The organism is Streptomyces nogalater, from assembly GCF_039532885.1.
Classification (GTDB): domain Bacteria; phylum Actinomycetota; class Actinomycetes; order Streptomycetales; family Streptomycetaceae; genus Streptomyces; species Streptomyces nogalater.
This window is the reverse complement of the sequence record NZ_BAAASM010000069.1, coordinates 57,247-72,197: the sequence shown is the minus strand read 5'-3', so window position 1 is coordinate 72,197 and position 14,951 is coordinate 57,247. Positions and strand designations below refer to the sequence as shown.

Genomic DNA, 14,951 nt, shown 5'->3' with positions numbered 1-14,951 from the left:
CATCGAAGCGGGGCGCTGCGTGATCACGCAAGGACGTTATGGGACGTTGTCAAGACAGCGGAGTACGGCCAACTGCCTACCCTGGCGCCATGGAGCTCATCGTCCTGTGGGACATCGACCACACCCTCATCGAGAACGCGGGGGTCAGCAAGGAGATATACGCTGCTGCCTTCTCATCGCTCGCGGGACGCGAACCGTCGGAGCCGGCGCGCACCGAGGGGCGCACGGACCGGCTCATCATGCGCGACATGTTTCTTCGCGCCGGGCTTCCCGTGCCCGACTGGCCCGTGATCGAGGACGCTCTCACACGGGCAGGGCAGGAACGCCTGAATGATCTGCGTATGCGCGGGACGGTTCTGCCAGGGGTCCACGAGGTACTGAAGGCCGCTTCCGCACGTAGTGACTGGGTATCCTCCGTCCTGACCGGCAACATCGTCGCCAACGCGCGGGTGAAGCTGTCGGCCTTCGGCCTCGACGCCCTGCTGGACCTGCCTGTGGGCGCCTACGGAGCGGACGCCGGACTCCGCCCCGAACTTGTCGCGGTCGCCCGCGAACGCATGCAGCGGCTCCGTGGCGTTCCGGCCGATGTGCCCGTCGTCCTGGTGGGAGACACTCCCCGCGATGTGGAGGCCGCCCTGGCCACGAGGTCCGGAATCCTCGCGGTTGCCTCCGGCGTCCACAGTGCTGAAGAGCTGGCCGCTGCCGGCGCCCACGAGATCCTGCCCGACCTGTCAGACACCAGGCGGGTCATCAGCGTCCTGGAGTCCTTCGCGGGCACGTAAAACGTCCCAGGACGTCCTCGGACCGTCCCCGAACGCGGTGACGAGGTCCCCTCGCGGACGGCCACCATCAGGGTTCCCACAGGCAGTCAGCCGAAGGAGCCCATGTGATCGCGGATATCACCGGGATCCGGAGAATCCGGATGCTGTATCTGCAGCTGCTGTACCGCTGCAACTTCACATGCCTGCACTGCTTCCACGGCGAGCGGCTTCAGTACTCCGACGCCTTCACCGCCGGGGAAGCCGTCAGCCTGCTCACCCTGATGCGAGACGAGTACGGTACGGAATCCGTCACCCTCCTCGGCGGGGAACCGTTCGTCTACCGGGAGCTCCCCCAGGTGGTCCGGCACGCCAAGCGGGAGCTGGGCCTGCGCGTCGAGATCTGCACCAACGGCTACCGGATCGAGCGCCACCTGGCCGGGATCGCGCCGCACCTGGACCTGCTCCGGGTCTCTCTGGAGGGTGTCGGCTCGGCAAACGACGGCATCCGCAAGCGCGGCAGCTATCAGAGTGCCCTCAGCGCGCTCAGCCTGGCACGGGACCTCGGTGTTCCGGCGGGCGCGACCATGACCGTGACCTCTCAGAACATCGGAGAGGTCCTCGCTCTCGCCAGCATCCTCGGGCAGCTCGGAGTCCAGCAGCTGAAGCTCCACCACCTGCGGCCGGTAGGCAATGCCGCCGATCACCCGGAGTTGCTGGTCACGGACACGACCGCCTACGGCCGGCTCCGTGAAGAGCTCGCGCAGACCAGGCTGCCGCTTGAGGTGATCGTCGACGAGGACCTCTCCGAGCACGGTGCTCCGGAGGTCTGCGCTCCGTCCGGCGGCCTTCGCGAGATCGACCGCATTGAGGCAGACCCGCGCGGTGCGCTCACCATGTCCTGCAAGGCGGTCGGCAAGGATTCCCACGCGTTCTGGTACGAGAAGACCGCGAACCGCATCGTCCACCGGCCCTCCGCCACCGACGAGTTCACGCTCCCGGTACCGGACGTGGTGTACGCCCGTGTCTGACCAGCCGACGTTCGAAAGCCTGGAAGGCTTACGAGGCACTGGGAAGTCGACGATCGCGCCGATGCTCGCCGCTGCCCGCCAAGCCGCCCTCGTCCCTACCGTGCCGGCCTTCTGCCAGCCCCTCAGGCGCGAGATGGACAAGCGCACGAACGTCGAAGCGCGGATGTGTCTCTATCTCTCGGCACTGTTCACAGCGGCCGAAGAGATCCAGTACCACCTCAGAAACGGTGTTCCGGTTGTCGTGGAGAGCTACTTCGCCCGGTGCCTCACCAGCCATCGGGCCCTGGGCGCCCGGCTCGGAGTCACCCTGCCGGCCTGGCTGCCTACACCCGTCACCTACCACCTCCTCTGTACTGAGGACGAACGCCGACGGCGCCTCGCAGCACGGAACAAGCCGGTATCGCGATGGGACGCGCTGCTGGAAACGGTCACGGACCGAGTGACAGATGCCTACGCCTCGTTCCCGGCACATCGCATCGACACCACGGGGCTCACCCCCGAAGAGGTCCTCCGCGTGATCACCGCCACCGATACGCAAGGAGCGCACTCCCGTGCGGACACAGAGCCTGTGGGAGCACACCCTCACCTTCTTCCCGCAGTTCCTCGCGGTCCTGCGGGAACGCGTTGCTCCTGACTCCACCGTCGCGGTCGTCGGTGCGAGCGACGGCAAGTTCGTCCTGCCCCTGGCCGCGGCTGGGTACCGCGTAGTGGCCATCGAGCGCGACGCGCTCGCTGTGCACGGAGGTGAGGTACACCTCCCGGGTGACAACCAGGTGCACGCTATGGGGTTGACCGACCGGCTCAAGGTGGAGGAACTCCGTGACCGTGTGCAGGTGATCGAAGAGGACTTTCTCGCGGGGGAACCCTTGAACGTGCTGTGCGAGGCGGTCTGGACGAGCTGCTCGTGGCACTACAGTGCCAACCACCACCGCACGCTCGCCGAGTTCGTCGACCGCATGCAGCGCCTGGTCCGCCCGGGCGGTGTGTTCGGTGCGGAGTTCATGATGCCCGTCGGAAAGCGCCATCACTTGGTGGAGCACTACACCTCTCCGGAGCGCCTGCGCCGTCACTTCCCCGGCGACTGGGACGTGCTGCTCACCCTGCGCACGAACGAGTTCACCGAGCGGCCTCACATCGGCCAGCCGCACGACCACATCCATCGCATGGGTCTGCTTCTGGCGGCCCGTTCGTCCACCCTCACCGACCGTCTCTGAGAGAAGGACCATGAAGCACGAGTACGAGGCGAAGTTCCTGGCCGTCGACGTCACCGGCCTGCAGGCCAGACTGGCTGCTCTCGGTGCCGTCCAGGCGCTCCCCCGCACCCTCCTCACCCGCAAGATCTTCGAGAACGACTCCCTTGAGGGCGGGGCGTGGCTCCGTCTGAGGAACGAGGGCACCCGCTCGACGCTTACGCTCAAGCAGGTCACCGACGCCACGACGATCGACGGCACCAAGGAGATCGAGACCGAGGTAGCCGACCTGCATGCCATGGCCGGCATCCTTCGCCGGGTCGGCCTCACCGAGGTCCGCTACCAGGAGAACTACCGCGAGGAGTGGCGCCTGGGAGAGGTCGCCTTCGACTTCGACACCTGGCCCGGACTCCCCACATTTCTGGAGATCGAGGGGCCCGACGAGGCGTCCGTCCGGCAGGCCGCCGATCTTCTGGGGCTTGACTACTCCGAAGCCCGGTTCGGCAGCGTTGATGAGATCTACAAGAGCGAGGCCGGCCGCGACATCCTCGCCGAGCCGACCCTGCTGTTCTCCGGCACGGACAAGCACCGCGGCTAGAGCGACCGCAGGGGTGCACATGCTCTATGGCCTCAGCCCTGGTCCCTTCGGGGCCAGGGCTGAGACAGTGGGACACTCGTGGGTGTCGAGTGCTCAGGAGCGAGCAAGTGATCAATGGTCTTCTGGGACACTTGACCCGGTTTGAGTCAATCCTGGAAGGAACACTATGAGCGCCAGCGGTCGTGAGCGTCCGCAGTTCGCCCGGCCACTGACCTCGGTGGAGATCTGCGCGGGCGCGGGGGGGCAAGCCGTTGGGCTGCATAATGCGGGGTTCGAGCATCTCGATCTCGTGGAGTGGGACCCGCACGCGGTAGCCACCCTCCGGGCGAACGTGGCCAGCTGGCCGGGGTGGGGCGAGCGGCGGGCCAGCGAGCTCAACCCCATGGATGTCAAGGAATTCCTTAAGTCGGAGGTAAATGCCGCCCCCGGAATTAAGAAGGGGGACTTGGATCTCCTGGCTGGTGGCGTCCCATGCCCGCCCTTCTCGCTGGCCGGGAAACGCTTGGGTAAGGATGACGAGCGCGACTTGTTCCCGGATGCGCTGAGGATTATCGATGAGCTGCGGCCGAGAGCGGTGATGATTGAGAACGTCCGGGGTATTCTCGAACCTCCGGAGGTTTTCATTGACTATCGTCGAGACATTCTCGGTATGCTGCGTGACCTGGGCTATGTGGTTCCTGAAATCAAGGAAAGCTGGTCTGCTGTAGAGCAGGACCGTGTCATGCGTAAGGTGTGGCGCCGAATGGATGCGAGTAACTTCGGAGTCCCGCAGTTGCGTCCACGGGCCATCCTGGTCGTGATCCATGAAAGCGTGCTGAATGAGTCCGGTGCCCAGTTCGTGTGGCCATCCAAGCTTAAAGGCAAGCGGGCAACCGTAGTCGGAGAGCTGGCGGCCAGCATGGAGGAGCGCTGCCGGATGTACTGGAACAAGAACAAGCACGGGGAGCGGGCGAAGCCGGGAGAGCGTACCGGGGAACAGGTGTATCTGGACTGGCTGCGCAAGGCTACAGAGGCGGCGGAGCTGGGCCCGGGAGTCGCTCCCACTCTCGTGGGGGGCTCAAGGAAGCACGGCGGCGCGGACCTTGGGCCGACCAGGGCGAAGCGGGCCTGGGCACAGCTGGGCGTAGACGGGATGGGTGTGGCCAACGAGCCCAAGAAGTGTGACCCGGAACGGGATCTGTTCCGTCCCGCCGGCCCCATGCTGACAGTGCAGCAGGCCGCGATCATCCAGGGGTTCCCGGAGGACTGGAAGTTCCAGGGGCGGAAGACTGCTCAGTACCGCCAGGTGGGCAATGCCTTCCCGCCTCCCGTGGCGGAAGCGGTCGGGCGTGCTATCGCCGCTGTGCTGCGGCCTGAGCACCGCGATGAGCTGCTCCGCGATTACGAGCTCGATACCGCGAGTGCCGGTTCAAGGGCGCCTCAGACGGAGCAGATGGTTTTTCCGGTGTCAGGTGTCCCTGCCGTTGACAGCCCTCCGGCGTCGCACAGCCGCAGCGATCTTGTCCGCGCAGGCGTCTGACGGCTCGTGCTCCCAGAAGCGGAGCACGAGCCACCCGGCATTCTCCAGGCGCTGGTTGGTGTCCCGGTCCCGCTCTACATTGCGGAGTACCTTTTCCGACCAGTAGCCGGAGTTAGTTTTTGGCGGGACGTAATGCTCGGGGCAGCCGTGCCAGTAGCAGCCGTCGATAAAAACCGCTACCTTCGCCGGACCGAAGACCATGTCCGCCGTCCGGCGAAGGTCTGGCAAAGGGCGTGCGGCCACGCGATAGCGCAGCCCCCGGGCGTGTACCAACCGCCGTATCAGTGTCTCTGGCTTGGTGTCCCGGCTGCGGATCGCCTGCATGTTGCGACGACGTGCCGCGGATGAGGCCCAGGAGCCTGCTGGTGGTTTCCACGGAAGCTCTTCGGACACGTTGATAAGCCTAGCCCGCTGGCCTCACACGCCATGACACTCCGCGTAAGCCCGCTCCTCCCCGCACCAGCACCCCGCCCCCCTCCCCGGAGGCCAAGCCACCGCACGCCCCCGGGCCGCCAGGGTCGTCGCGTACTGCGGGAGCAGGGTGGGGTCGGTCGGGGAGGTGGCCTCCGAGGCTGCGAAGGCCTCGTAGGACGGGACCGTGCCGGTGACGATGCCCAGGTTGGCCGTGCCCGACGAGGCCAGTTCGCGCAAGGAGGACTCTATGGTCGCCAGGTGCTCGGTGTGGGACGGGTACTCCGTGGACAGGGTGGGGTACGCCGTGAGGAGTTCCTCCAGTTCGGGGGCGGGCCAGTGCAGGACCGCCACCGGGAACGGGCGGGACAGCGCCTCCCGGTAGGCGCCCAGTTCCGCGCGCAGGCGGGAGATCTCCGCCTCCAGTTCCGCCGGGTTGTCCGAGCCCAGCGACCACACCCGTTTCGGGTCGTGGAGTTCGTCCAGGGGGACCGGGCCCGTGTGCACGGTGTCCGCCAGGGTGTCCCAGTCGTCGTGCGGCAGGCCCAGCATGCGGCGGACGCGGTGGCGGCCGTGGAGGAGCGGGTGGGTGGCGGGAAGGGGGGCTTCCGTCCGGCCGGGGATCAGCAGGCGGGTTCCCTCGGTGAACGTCTCCGCCGCCGCCTCCAGCTCGTCGTGCGATTCCAGGGCCTCCGCCGCGATCACCCACGGGGCCGGGTCCCGGGGGGCCGTCGCGCGGATGCCCTCGATGATCGCCCGTGCCTCGGCCTCGTGGCCGTACTCCCACAGGTTGGAGGCCTTCAGGGCGCGGACCAGGGCGGGGTCGGCCAGTTCCGCGGCGGACGACAGCAGGCGGTCGTAGAGCGTGGTGGCCGCGGGGCGGTCGCCGGCCAGCTCCAGGTGGGCCGCCGCCCGCAGGAGGAGGGTCTCGGCGTCTTCCGGGTAGAGGCCGGCGGTCCGCTCCAGGCGTGCCGCCTCGGCGGTGTGGTCGACATTCTCGGCAGGCGTGTCGGGGCGCATGGGGGACACCGTACTGCCGGGCGCCGGTAAACGTGAGGCGCGCAGGGGGCAGGCGACGGGCGGCCGTGGCCGACCGCTATCTTCGGGCGGGCGGACACAAGGGCCCACCGGGGCCCGGGAGGACAGGGGGCCGGCGCGTGCGGGAGAGGGGCGGGGTGGTCCCGGTACCGGAGCCGAGCGGTCTCGGGGAAGGGGGTGAGCCGTTGGGCGGCGCGGCTGATCCCCAGGAGGGGCCCGTCCTTGAAAAGACGGCGCGAGAGGTGCCGGTCCTTCACGCACCGGCCCGCCGCACGACGCTGACCCGTACCCATGACACGTCGTCCGCCGACGTGTCCGCCGCCGAGACGCCTGCCGCCGAAGCGCCTGCCGCCGAGACGTCGTCCGCCGAGGTGCCTGTCGCCAAGGCGTCTGCCGCCGAGGTATCTGCCGCCGAAATGTCGGCCGCCGAAGCGCCGGTTCCCCGGACGCTCGCCCCGCCCCCCTTCTGGCCCCTGCTGCTCCTCGGCGCCGCCGTCCTCCCCGGGGTTCTCGTCTTCGCGCTCGGGCGGTGGGGGGACGTCCCGGCCGTGCAGGCCTGGCGGACCGTGTGTCTCGCCGTGACCGTGCAGGCGCTGCCGTTCCTGGTGCTGGGCACCGCCCTGTCCGGGGCGATCAACGCCTTCGTGCCGGAGAGCGTCTTCCGCCGCGTCCTGCCGCGCCGGCCCGCGCTCGCCGTCCCGGTGGCCGGTGTCGCGGGGGTCGTGCTGCCCGGGTGCGAGTGTGCCTCCGTGCCGGTCGCCGGCAGTCTCATCAGCCGCGGCGTCACCCCGGCCGCCGCCTTCGCGTTCCTGCTCTCCGCGCCCGCCGTCAACCCGGTCGTGCTCACCGCCACCGCGATCGCGTTCCCCGGGAACCCCGCCATGGTGCTCGCCCGGCTGCTCGCCTCCCTCGCCACCGCCGTCGTCATGGGCTGGCTGTGGCTGCGGTTCGGGCGGGCCGAGTGGCTGCGACCCGTCGCGCGGCACACCGGGCACCGGGCGGGACACAGCCGGTGGGACGAGTTCCGGCGCGGGTTCCAGCACGACTTCCTGCACGCCGGAGGGTTCCTGGTGGTCGGCGCCATGGCCGCGGCCACCTTCAACGTCACCGTCCCGGGCTCCGTGCTCGACACCTTCTCCACTTCGCCCTGGCTGTCCGTGCTGTTCCTCGCCGCCCTCGCCGTCCTGCTCGCGGTGTGCTCCGAGGCCGACGCCTTCCTGGCCGCCTCGCTGACCGGGTTCCCGCCCGTGGCGCGGCTGGCGTTCATGGTGGTGGGGCCCATGGTCGACCTGAAGCTCATCGCCCTCCAGGCGGGAACCTTCGGGCGGGCCTTCGCGGTACGGTTCTCCGCCGCCACCGCGGTCGTCGCCGTCGCGTGCTCGACGCTGGCCGGAGGGGTGCTGCTGTGAGACGGACGCTCCAGGCGGGGCTGCTCGTGCTGTGCGGGCTCGGGCTGCTGCACGTCTCCCTGGTCACGGACCTGTACCTGCGGTACGTCAAGGAGGGCATGCGGCCCCCGCTCATCGCCACCGGGGCCGTGCTGCTCCTGCTGGGGCTCGCGAGTGCCGTCCTCGACAGGGGGACGGACGGCGATGACGGGCACGGGCACGGGCACGGTCGTTCCGGGCCGCCCGGGGTCGCCTGGCTGCTGCTCCTTCCCGCCCTCAGCCTGCTCTGCTACGCCCCGCCCGCCCTCGGCGCCTTCACCGCGGCCCGGCAGTCGGCGAAGCCCGTCGCCCACCGCGGTGACTTCGGTCCGCTGCCGCGCACCTCGCCCCTGCCCATGACCCTCTCCGACTTCACCAGCCGGGTGCGGGAGGACCGGGGTCAGGCCATCGAGGGGCGCGTCGTCCGGATGACCGGGTTCGTCACCCCCCGCGACGGCGACGGCTGGGAGCTGACCCGGCTCGTGCTCAACTGCTGCGCGGCGGACGCCCAGTCGGTCAAGGTGCGCGTCCACGGCGGGCCCGTGCCGCCCGCCGACACCTGGGTGACGGTCACCGGGACCTGGCACCCCGGCGGGACGCTCGGCACCGCGTCCGCGCCGGTCGCGCTGGACGCCCGTACGGTCACGAAGGTCCCCCGGCCCACGAACGGCTACCAGGACGCCCTGCCGCCGGGGGAAACCGTCACCCGGTGACACCGTCACGCGGTCGCACCGTACGACGGCCGGTCCGTCAGTTCCTGCGGCGGCGGGCGAACGCCACCGCTGCGGCGCCCAGTACGGCCAGGCCGGCGGCCGCCGCGGCGAGCGGGAGGGTGGCGTCGGAACCGCCGGTCTCGGCCAGCTCACCGCCCGTGGCGGAGGGGACGGACGCGGGGACGGGGGCGGCCGACGCCGTCGAGGTCGGGGAGGCGGAGGCGGACGGGGTGGTGGCCGGGGACCCCGTGGGGGACGCGGAGGCCGGTGCGGCCGTCGGGGTGGCGGAGGACCGGGACGCGGTCGGCGTCGGCTGGGCGGAGCTCGGGGTCGGCTTGGGAGTGGTGGTCGCGCGCCGGATCTCGAACCTGTCGTAGCCGGTGGCGCTGGCCCCGCACTCCACCTCCTTGCCGGTGTCGGGGAAGCGGTACACGTCCGCGAAGGAGGCCAGGAAGTTGAATTCGGAGCTGTAGAGCCGCGCCGGTACGTCCTTGATCACCCGCACCCTCAGGTCGTAGGACAGGGTCCGGCCGGACGGCACCGGGACGGAGAGGACGGCGTCGGTGTCGTTCACCGGCTGCCAGGCGCCGTCCGCCGTGCGCATCTCCACCTCCACGAACTTGAACATGCTCTGGAACTCCGGGTCCTCGGTCTGGAGCCAGGGGTAGGCGTGTATGTCGACCTTGGGAAGGTCCCGCCTGCCGAGGTTGGTCACGGAGCCCTTGGCCGGGGTCCAGTCGCCGCCCGGCACCAGCGCGTCGGCGGTGATGTCGAGCGCCGCTTTCAGATCGCGCTGTTCGTAGTCGCCGTACGCGGTCGACACGTCGGTGCAGGCGGGCAGGGAGCCACGGTCCCCCTCCGCCGCCCCGGCGGCGGGCGTCCCGGCGAGCAGGGCGGCGGAGGCGGCGGCCGCGATCACGGCCGGACGGTACTTCATGGAAGCGGTCCTCACGGTGTGATGAGAGCATCAAGACGTTGCTTTTCGTACACCTTGAGGACAGGCCGGCGGTGCCCAGGGTTGTACGGCCGGAGCGTCGGGCTTACCCGGTGACGCCGTCGATCCGGAGGGTCTGCACCGACTTCGGCGCGAACGCGACCGCCGGCGTCCTGCCGTTCAGGCGGATGTCGGAGTGGGGGGTGTAGCGGTCGCCGCCCGTCGTGACCGTGTTCCAGCGGGGGACCAGGCCGTCCGGGCCGCCGGTGACCGCGGTGAAGCGGGACAGGTCGAACGTCAGGGTCCGGGCGGAGGCGGAGGTGTTCGCGGCCACGATCACCAGGCGCTTCGCCGGCCGGTCCAGGGCCGCCACCGCGTAGCTCACACCGGTGTCCAGGATCGTCATGCCGGGACGGATGTGCCGGGTGAACTGGGCCAGGACGTAGTACTTCGTCTGCACCGCCCCCGGCTGCCGGGTGGCCGGGTCGTAGGTGATCGCCGCCCAGCCCGCGCTGGGGTCCATCACCTGCCAGTACACCCAGGCCGTGGGGTGCAGCCAGCGGAAGTCGTAGAGGAGGTTGCTCGCCGTCGTCAGACCGGTGGCGTCGTCGTCGCCGGTCTCGGAGTTCCACAGGGCCTTGCGGGAGGTGGTCACGACGTCCGTGTACAGCAGGTCGCGGCGGCCCCCGGAACCCTGGTAGCCGTGCACGTTGACCCGGTCGACGTACCCCTTGACCGTGGCGGAGAAGGAATTCCAGGTGGTGCGGGCCAGGTCGTAGCCCGTCTCGTCGGACGCGGCGATCCGGGTGCCGGCCAGGCCCCGTTTGTCCAGCTCGGAACGCAGGTACGGCAGTACGGCCGCCTGGGTGGCCGCGTCGATGTGGCAGCCCTCCTGGGTGCCGGTGGCGGTCCACCAGGACGAGGAAGGCTCGTTGAAGGGCTCCACCGTCGCGAAGTCCACGCCCCAGTGCTGCCGGGCGTACAGGGCGACGGCGGCGAGGTGGGCGGCGTGCTGCCGGTGGTTCCAGGGCTGGAGGTTGTCGCCGCCGTCGGCCGCGCCGGACGGGTTGTGGTTGGCGCACATCCACCACATGGGGGAGTTGGCGAACAGCTCCGAGACCGCGCCGCGCCGGGTGGCCTTCACGAGCATGGCCCGCTGGGCGGCGTCCGCCGTCCACTTCCAGGCCGCGGAGGCCGGGTTCTCGTCGGTCCAGTCCTGCCAGTAGCCCTCGATCTGCTTGAAGGAGGGGATGTTCGGGGAGACGGCCATCGTCTCGCCGCCCACGCTGTTCCAGCCGCACGCGCCCAGGTTGTAGCGGGCGATGTTCAGGCCGAGGCCGGGCAGCAAGGTGCCGTCGTACGTCGTGTCCTTGGTCGTGAAGAAGATGTCGGCGAAGTCGTCCCGCGTGCCGAAGACGTTCGCCCACCAGGCCAGGGAGGTGCCCCAGCCCTCCCATGTGCCGTACGACACCGACGGGTCGACGGTGACCGTCGAGTCCGCCCGGGCCGTGCCCGTGGCCGGTGCGCCGCCGAGCAGGCCGCCGCCCGTGGCGGCCAGCAGTGTTCTGCGTCGGATCATGGATGCGTTCGCTGCCTCTCCATGCGGCCGCGGCACCGCGTCCTGGAAGCGGTGCCGCCTCGTCCCCCCGGCATGCCAACAGGAAGCATCAGGGCTGCCGGACGACGCTGTCGAGGGTTGTGACGGCCCTTTCTCAAACCCATCGAGAAAGCCGGTCCGTCCGATGCCCGCGGCCGGTTGGGGACGGAGCCGCGCTCGGCGGCGTACCCCTGCGGCATCGGCCGGGTCCTGCCGCGTACGACGGCCCCGGGGCGTGGGGGTCGTACGGCCCGTCCGTCCCGTGCTCGCCGGCCGGGCCCGCGTACGGGTACGACGAGCACCCCGGGCGGGGTCACGCATCCTTGCGTGATGCCAGTACGCTCACCGCGCCCGCCGCCGCCAGCCCCGCCGACACCAGCAGGGCGAGGTTCGCGCCCCGGGCCAGGTCGCCGGCCGACGTGGCGAGGGCGATGGTCAGGGCCACGCCCGCGCAGGAGCCGATGTAGCGGAAGGTCTGCTGGGCGCCTGAGCCCATAGCGGCCCGCTCGCGCGGCACCGACTCCACCGCGAGCAGCGGCAGAGCGCCGTTGAGCAGCCCGCTGCCGACCCCGCCGATGACGAGGCCGGGCAGCAGCCGGGGCCAGGAACCGGCGCCGACGGCACCGAGCATCGTCAGCACGGCGACCGCGTGCAGGATGAAGCCGAGGGCGAGCTGGGTGCGCGGGGCGAGGCGGCCGGACAGATGCCTGACCTGGAGGGCGACGGCGAAGCTCAGCCCGGCCCAGAGCAGGAACAGCCAGGCCGTGGCCAGGGGTGACAGGCGCAGGGCCTGCTGGAGCAGCGCCGGCAGGTAGCTGAACACGCCGATCACGGCGAGGCCGGTGAACAGGCCGCCCGCGGAGGAGGCCAGGAAGCGGGGCCGGCGCAGCAGCCCGAGGTCGATCATCGGGGTGGCGGCCCGGCGCTCCACCGCGGCGAAGGCGGCGACGAGCAGCACGGCCGTCGCGAGCAGCAGGCCTACCGGGGCGCGCAGCCAGCCGTCCCGGCCCAGGGTGAGGGCCGCGACCAGGGCGGCGAGCGCCAGGCCGAAGGTGAGCGCGCCGAGCACGTCCGGCCGGCCGCCGCGCGGGGCGCGTGACTCGGTCAGTCCCCGGGCGCCGAGCGCGGCCACCACCAGTGCGGCGGCGCCCAGCAGGCCGTAGGCGAGCCGCCAGTGCGGCAGCGCGCCCGCGAGCAGCGGGCCCGCGGCGATGCCGCCGCTGACGAACGCGCCCCACACCCCGGTGGCGTGCAGCCGGCCGCGCGGGCTGGGGAAGGCGTGCACGATCAGGCCGAGCGCGCTGGCCAGCAGGGCCGCGCTGGCCGAGCCCTGGGCGATGCGGGCCAGGGTGAACTGCCAGGTCGAGGTGGTCACCGCGGCGAGGGCGGTGGTGAGGCCGAGGCCCAGGGTGCCGGCCAGGAAGATCCGGCGGCGGCCGTGGTCGTCGGCGAGGCTGCCGGCCACCAGCAGCAGGGCGGCGAGGCCGAGCGGGGTGCCGTTGAGCAGCCAGGCCTGGGCGGACAGCGGGGTGCCCAGATCGCTCGCGGTGTCCGGAAGCGTCACCATCGGGGCGGTGTACGACATGAGGGCCAAGGCGGTCGCGGCGCTGGTCAGGGCCAGGGTGGCGCGGGGATGTGCGGGCGCTTGCCCGGAGGTGGCGGGGGAGTCCCCCGGTGGGGTGCCGGGGGCGGCGGGGCCGGTCGCGGAGTCGGGCCGGGGCATGGTCTGTCGTGTCCTTCCGGGGCCGTCGTCCGGTCCGGACCGGCCCGGCGGAGCCCGTGCGCGTGGGTTCGGTCATTGAATCGACCTCGGTCGCCGTCACCGTAGCACTGTCGGTTCGTTCACTGAACCGATTCGCCGTGTGCGGTTACAGTGGACGGCATGGCACTGGGCAAGGACTACGCGACGCAGGAGTGCTCGATCGCCCGCGCGCTGGAGGTCGTCGGCGAGCGCTGGACGCTGCTCGTGGTCCGCGACGCCATCTACGGCGTCCGGCGCTACAACGACTTCCTCGTCCACCTGGGCATCCCGCGCGCCGTCCTCTCCGACCGGCTGCGCACGCTCACCGAGCAGGGCATCCTCGAAAAGCGCCGGTACCAGGAGGCACCGCCGCGGGACGAGTACGTCGTCACCGAGCGCGGTGCGGCCCTGTGGCCCGCCCTGCGCGCCCTGAGCCAGTGGGGGCGCGAGCACGCCGGCGCCGGCCGGCTGCGTTCCTTCCGGCACGCGGACTGCGGCGGGGACATCGGACCGTACGGAACGTGTGCCGACTGCGGAACCCCCGTGCCGGTCGCCGACGTCGTCATGGTGCCGGGGCCGGAACTGGACACCGCTCCCAACGACCCGGTCAGCAGGGCATTGTTGCGGCCGAAGCGGCTGCTGGAGCCCCTGGAGACCGAACCGGCGCATCTGGCACACTGACGGCGGTACGAAGGAGAGTCCGAAGGAGAGAGGGGGAGACGTGATGCGCGGCAGTGCGGTCGCCCTCCGCCCCCTAGCCTTCCTGCTGTTCGTGGCGCAGCTGCTGCTGCTCCAGACCGCCCTCCTCGGCACCGGCGGTCTCACCACCGCCGTCGCCCTCGCCGCGACCGCCGCCGTCGCCGCGACGCTCGCCGCCTGCGCCGTGCTGGCCGCGCGGCGCGTACCCGTCGTACCCCCGACCCGCGTGCGCACCGCGATCCGCGACCGGGCCCGCCGTACGGCCTTCCTGCCCCAGCGCGACCCCGACGCACCCGGCCGGCGACGGCCCAGGGCCCCCGGACACGCCGGAGTGGCGACGACCGCCGCGTAGGGCACGTCCGCGTATCCGTACGTCCGCGCACCCGCGTATCCGTACGTCCGCGCACCCGTGAGGCCGCAGGGTCGCACGTCCGCGCATCCGCCGACGGATGATCCCGCGCGGCTCGTCACGCCGTTTCCCCGCCGAAATCCCCTGCTGATTCCCGGCCGTTTCCGGCACGACGAGACCCCCGGAGGGCTCACCCATGTCCGTCTTCGCCCGTCTGGTCGAGCACCTCGCCGACCTGCTGACCCCGCTGTTCCACGCCTCCGCGGCGGCCGCCGCGATCGTCCTGTTCACCGCGCTGGTACGGCTCCTCGTCCACCCCCTGTCCCGGGCCGCCGCCCGCGGCCGGCGCGCCCGCGCCGCGCTCCAGCCGGAGATCGACGCGCTGCGCGCCCGGCACGCCCGCGACCCCGAGCGCCTCCAGCGGGCGGTCATGGAACTGCACGCCCGTAAGAAGGTCTCACCGCTCTCCGGCTGCCTGCCCGGCCTGCTCCAACTGCCCGCCTTCTTCCTGCTGTTCCACCTCTTCTCCAGCACCACGATCGGCGGCGATGCCAACTCCCTCCTGGACCACCGGCTGTTCGCGGCGCCGCTCGGCGGACGCTGGACCGACGCGCTCGCCGACGGCGGGGCGTTCGGCCCCGCCGGACTGGTCTACCTCGGTCTGTTCGCCCTCGTCGCGGCCGTCGCCACCGTCAACTACCGGCGTACCCGGCGCACCATGGCCGCACAGCCGGTCCCGGTCGCCGGCGGCGACCAGGTGCCCGGCCTCGCCGCGGTCACCCGGGTGGCGCCGTTGCTGTCCTTCTTCACCCTCGTCACGGTCGCGGTCGTCCCGCTGGCCGCCGCACTGTACGTCGTCACCAGTACGGCGTGGAGCGCGGCGGAGCAGTCCCTGCTGTACCGCTGAGCGGTACCGGACGTCCCGGGTTACGGTCCAGTACCTGAA

Annotated in this window: 15 protein-coding genes; 10 read left to right on the top strand and 5 right to left on the bottom strand. The window is 71.1% G+C overall.

Annotated features, from left to right (window positions below; genetic code table 11):
- Positions 1-89 precede the first annotated feature (89 nt).
- The 5 genes from ABD350_RS34135 to ABD350_RS34115 all read left to right on the top strand — a co-directional run bounded on the left by ABD350_RS34135 (position 90) and on the right by ABD350_RS34115 (position 5,096).
- Positions 90-782 carry an HAD family hydrolase gene (locus tag ABD350_RS34135; protein ID WP_344352967.1) on the top strand — a complete coding sequence of 231 codons (693 nt, stop codon included), beginning with the start codon at positions 90-92 and terminating at the stop codon, positions 780-782.
- A 104-nt stretch (positions 783-886) separates the two neighbouring features.
- The gene (locus ABD350_RS34130; RefSeq protein WP_344352966.1) at positions 887-1,789 is read left to right on the top strand and encodes a radical SAM protein; all 903 of its coding nucleotides are present in this window, start codon (positions 887-889) and stop codon (positions 1,787-1,789) included.
- Positions 1,790-2,340: 551 nt separating this feature from the next.
- Positions 2,341-3,003 carry a class I SAM-dependent methyltransferase gene (locus ABD350_RS34125; protein WP_344352965.1) on the top strand — a complete coding sequence of 221 codons (663 nt, stop codon included), beginning with the start codon at positions 2,341-2,343 and terminating at the stop codon, positions 3,001-3,003.
- A gap of 10 nt (positions 3,004-3,013) precedes the next feature.
- Entirely contained in the window at positions 3,014-3,577 is a 564-nt protein-coding gene (locus ABD350_RS34120; protein WP_344352964.1) for a class IV adenylate cyclase, read from the top strand.
- A 166-nt stretch (positions 3,578-3,743) separates the two neighbouring features.
- On the top strand, positions 3,744-5,096 hold the full coding sequence (locus ABD350_RS34115; protein ID WP_344352963.1) for a DNA cytosine methyltransferase: 1,353 nt from the start codon (positions 3,744-3,746) through the stop codon (positions 5,094-5,096).
- Here the strand turns inward: ABD350_RS34115 and ABD350_RS34110 are convergent.
- Together ABD350_RS34110 and ABD350_RS34105 are read right to left on the bottom strand one after the other, a co-directional pair.
- Positions 5,025-5,489, bottom strand: a complete 465-nt coding sequence (locus ABD350_RS34110) for a very short patch repair endonuclease (protein ID WP_344352962.1) — start codon at positions 5,487-5,489, stop codon at positions 5,025-5,027. The genes ABD350_RS34115 and ABD350_RS34110 overlap by 72 nt on opposite strands.
- Positions 5,490-5,513: 24 nt before the next feature.
- A complete protein-coding gene (locus tag ABD350_RS34105; protein ID WP_344352961.1) occupies positions 5,514-6,527 on the bottom strand; it encodes a tetratricopeptide repeat protein in 1,014 nt (337 codons plus the stop codon).
- A 434-nt stretch (positions 6,528-6,961) separates the two neighbouring features.
- Between ABD350_RS34105 and ABD350_RS34100 the strand changes: the two genes are divergently transcribed.
- Complete coding sequence (locus ABD350_RS34100; RefSeq protein ID WP_344353081.1) at positions 6,962-7,954, top strand: permease; 993 nt, start codon at positions 6,962-6,964, stop codon at positions 7,952-7,954.
- Positions 7,951-8,685 (top strand): TIGR03943 family putative permease subunit, encoded by a 735-nt coding sequence (locus ABD350_RS34095; RefSeq protein WP_344352960.1) that lies wholly within the window; start codon positions 7,951-7,953, stop codon positions 8,683-8,685. Before ABD350_RS34100 ends, ABD350_RS34095 begins: the two co-directional genes overlap by 4 nt.
- A gap of 37 nt (positions 8,686-8,722) precedes the next feature.
- On the opposite strand, the gene ABD350_RS34090 is transcribed toward ABD350_RS34095, so the two are convergent.
- The 3 genes from ABD350_RS34090 to ABD350_RS34080 all read right to left on the bottom strand — a co-directional run bounded on the left by ABD350_RS34090 (position 8,723) and on the right by ABD350_RS34080 (position 12,939).
- A complete protein-coding gene (locus tag ABD350_RS34090; protein WP_344352959.1) occupies positions 8,723-9,622 on the bottom strand; it encodes an LAETG motif-containing sortase-dependent surface protein in 900 nt (299 codons plus the stop codon).
- A 103-nt stretch (positions 9,623-9,725) separates the two neighbouring features.
- Positions 9,726-11,198 carry a glycoside hydrolase gene (locus ABD350_RS34085; RefSeq protein ID WP_344352957.1) on the bottom strand — a complete coding sequence of 491 codons (1,473 nt, stop codon included), beginning with the start codon at positions 11,196-11,198 and terminating at the stop codon, positions 9,726-9,728.
- A gap of 331 nt (positions 11,199-11,529) precedes the next feature.
- Complete coding sequence (locus tag ABD350_RS34080) at positions 11,530-12,939, bottom strand: MFS transporter (protein WP_344352956.1); 1,410 nt, start codon at positions 12,937-12,939, stop codon at positions 11,530-11,532.
- Between the two features lie 159 nt (positions 12,940-13,098).
- On the opposite strand from ABD350_RS34080, the gene ABD350_RS34075 reads away from it, so the two are divergent.
- The 3 genes from ABD350_RS34075 (at position 13,099) to ABD350_RS34065 (ending at position 14,912) form a co-directional block, all read left to right on the top strand.
- Complete coding sequence (locus tag ABD350_RS34075) at positions 13,099-13,638, top strand: winged helix-turn-helix transcriptional regulator (RefSeq protein ID WP_382466913.1); 540 nt, start codon at positions 13,099-13,101, stop codon at positions 13,636-13,638.
- 43 nt (positions 13,639-13,681) lie between these two features.
- Positions 13,682-14,008, top strand: a complete 327-nt coding sequence (locus tag ABD350_RS34070; protein ID WP_344352953.1) for a DUF6412 domain-containing protein — start codon at positions 13,682-13,684, stop codon at positions 14,006-14,008.
- A gap of 193 nt (positions 14,009-14,201) precedes the next feature.
- Complete coding sequence (locus ABD350_RS34065) at positions 14,202-14,912, top strand: YidC/Oxa1 family membrane protein insertase (RefSeq protein ID WP_344352951.1); 711 nt, start codon at positions 14,202-14,204, stop codon at positions 14,910-14,912.
- Positions 14,913-14,951: the final 39 nt, after the last annotated feature.

Excerpts from the sequence above, each read along its gene's own strand:
- ABD350_RS34120 (WP_344352964.1), top strand. The coding sequence starts at position 3,014 with ATGAAGCACGAGTACGAGGCGAAGTTCCTGGCCGTCGACGTCACCGGC.
- ABD350_RS34115 (WP_344352963.1), top strand. The coding sequence starts at position 3,744 with ATGAGCGCCAGCGGTCGTGAGCGTCCGCAGTTCGCCCGGCCACTGACC.
- ABD350_RS34135 (WP_344352967.1), top strand. The coding sequence starts at position 90 with ATGGAGCTCATCGTCCTGTGGGACATCGACCACACCCTCATCGAGAAC.
- ABD350_RS34080 (WP_344352956.1), bottom strand. The coding sequence starts at position 12,939 with ATGCCCCGGCCCGACTCCGCGACCGGCCCCGCCGCCCCCGGCACCCCA.
- ABD350_RS34075 (WP_382466913.1), top strand. The coding sequence starts at position 13,099 with ATGGCACTGGGCAAGGACTACGCGACGCAGGAGTGCTCGATCGCCCGC.
- ABD350_RS34065 (WP_344352951.1), top strand. The coding sequence starts at position 14,202 with ATGTCCGTCTTCGCCCGTCTGGTCGAGCACCTCGCCGACCTGCTGACC.
- ABD350_RS34100 (WP_344353081.1), top strand. The coding sequence starts at position 6,962 with ATGTCGGCCGCCGAAGCGCCGGTTCCCCGGACGCTCGCCCCGCCCCCC.
- ABD350_RS34105 (WP_344352961.1), bottom strand. The coding sequence starts at position 6,527 with ATGCGCCCCGACACGCCTGCCGAGAATGTCGACCACACCGCCGAGGCG.
- ABD350_RS34070 (WP_344352953.1), top strand. The coding sequence starts at position 13,682 with ATGCGCGGCAGTGCGGTCGCCCTCCGCCCCCTAGCCTTCCTGCTGTTC.
- ABD350_RS34085 (WP_344352957.1), bottom strand. The coding sequence starts at position 11,198 with ATGATCCGACGCAGAACACTGCTGGCCGCCACGGGCGGCGGCCTGCTC.
- ABD350_RS34090 (WP_344352959.1), bottom strand. The coding sequence starts at position 9,622 with ATGAAGTACCGTCCGGCCGTGATCGCGGCCGCCGCCTCCGCCGCCCTG.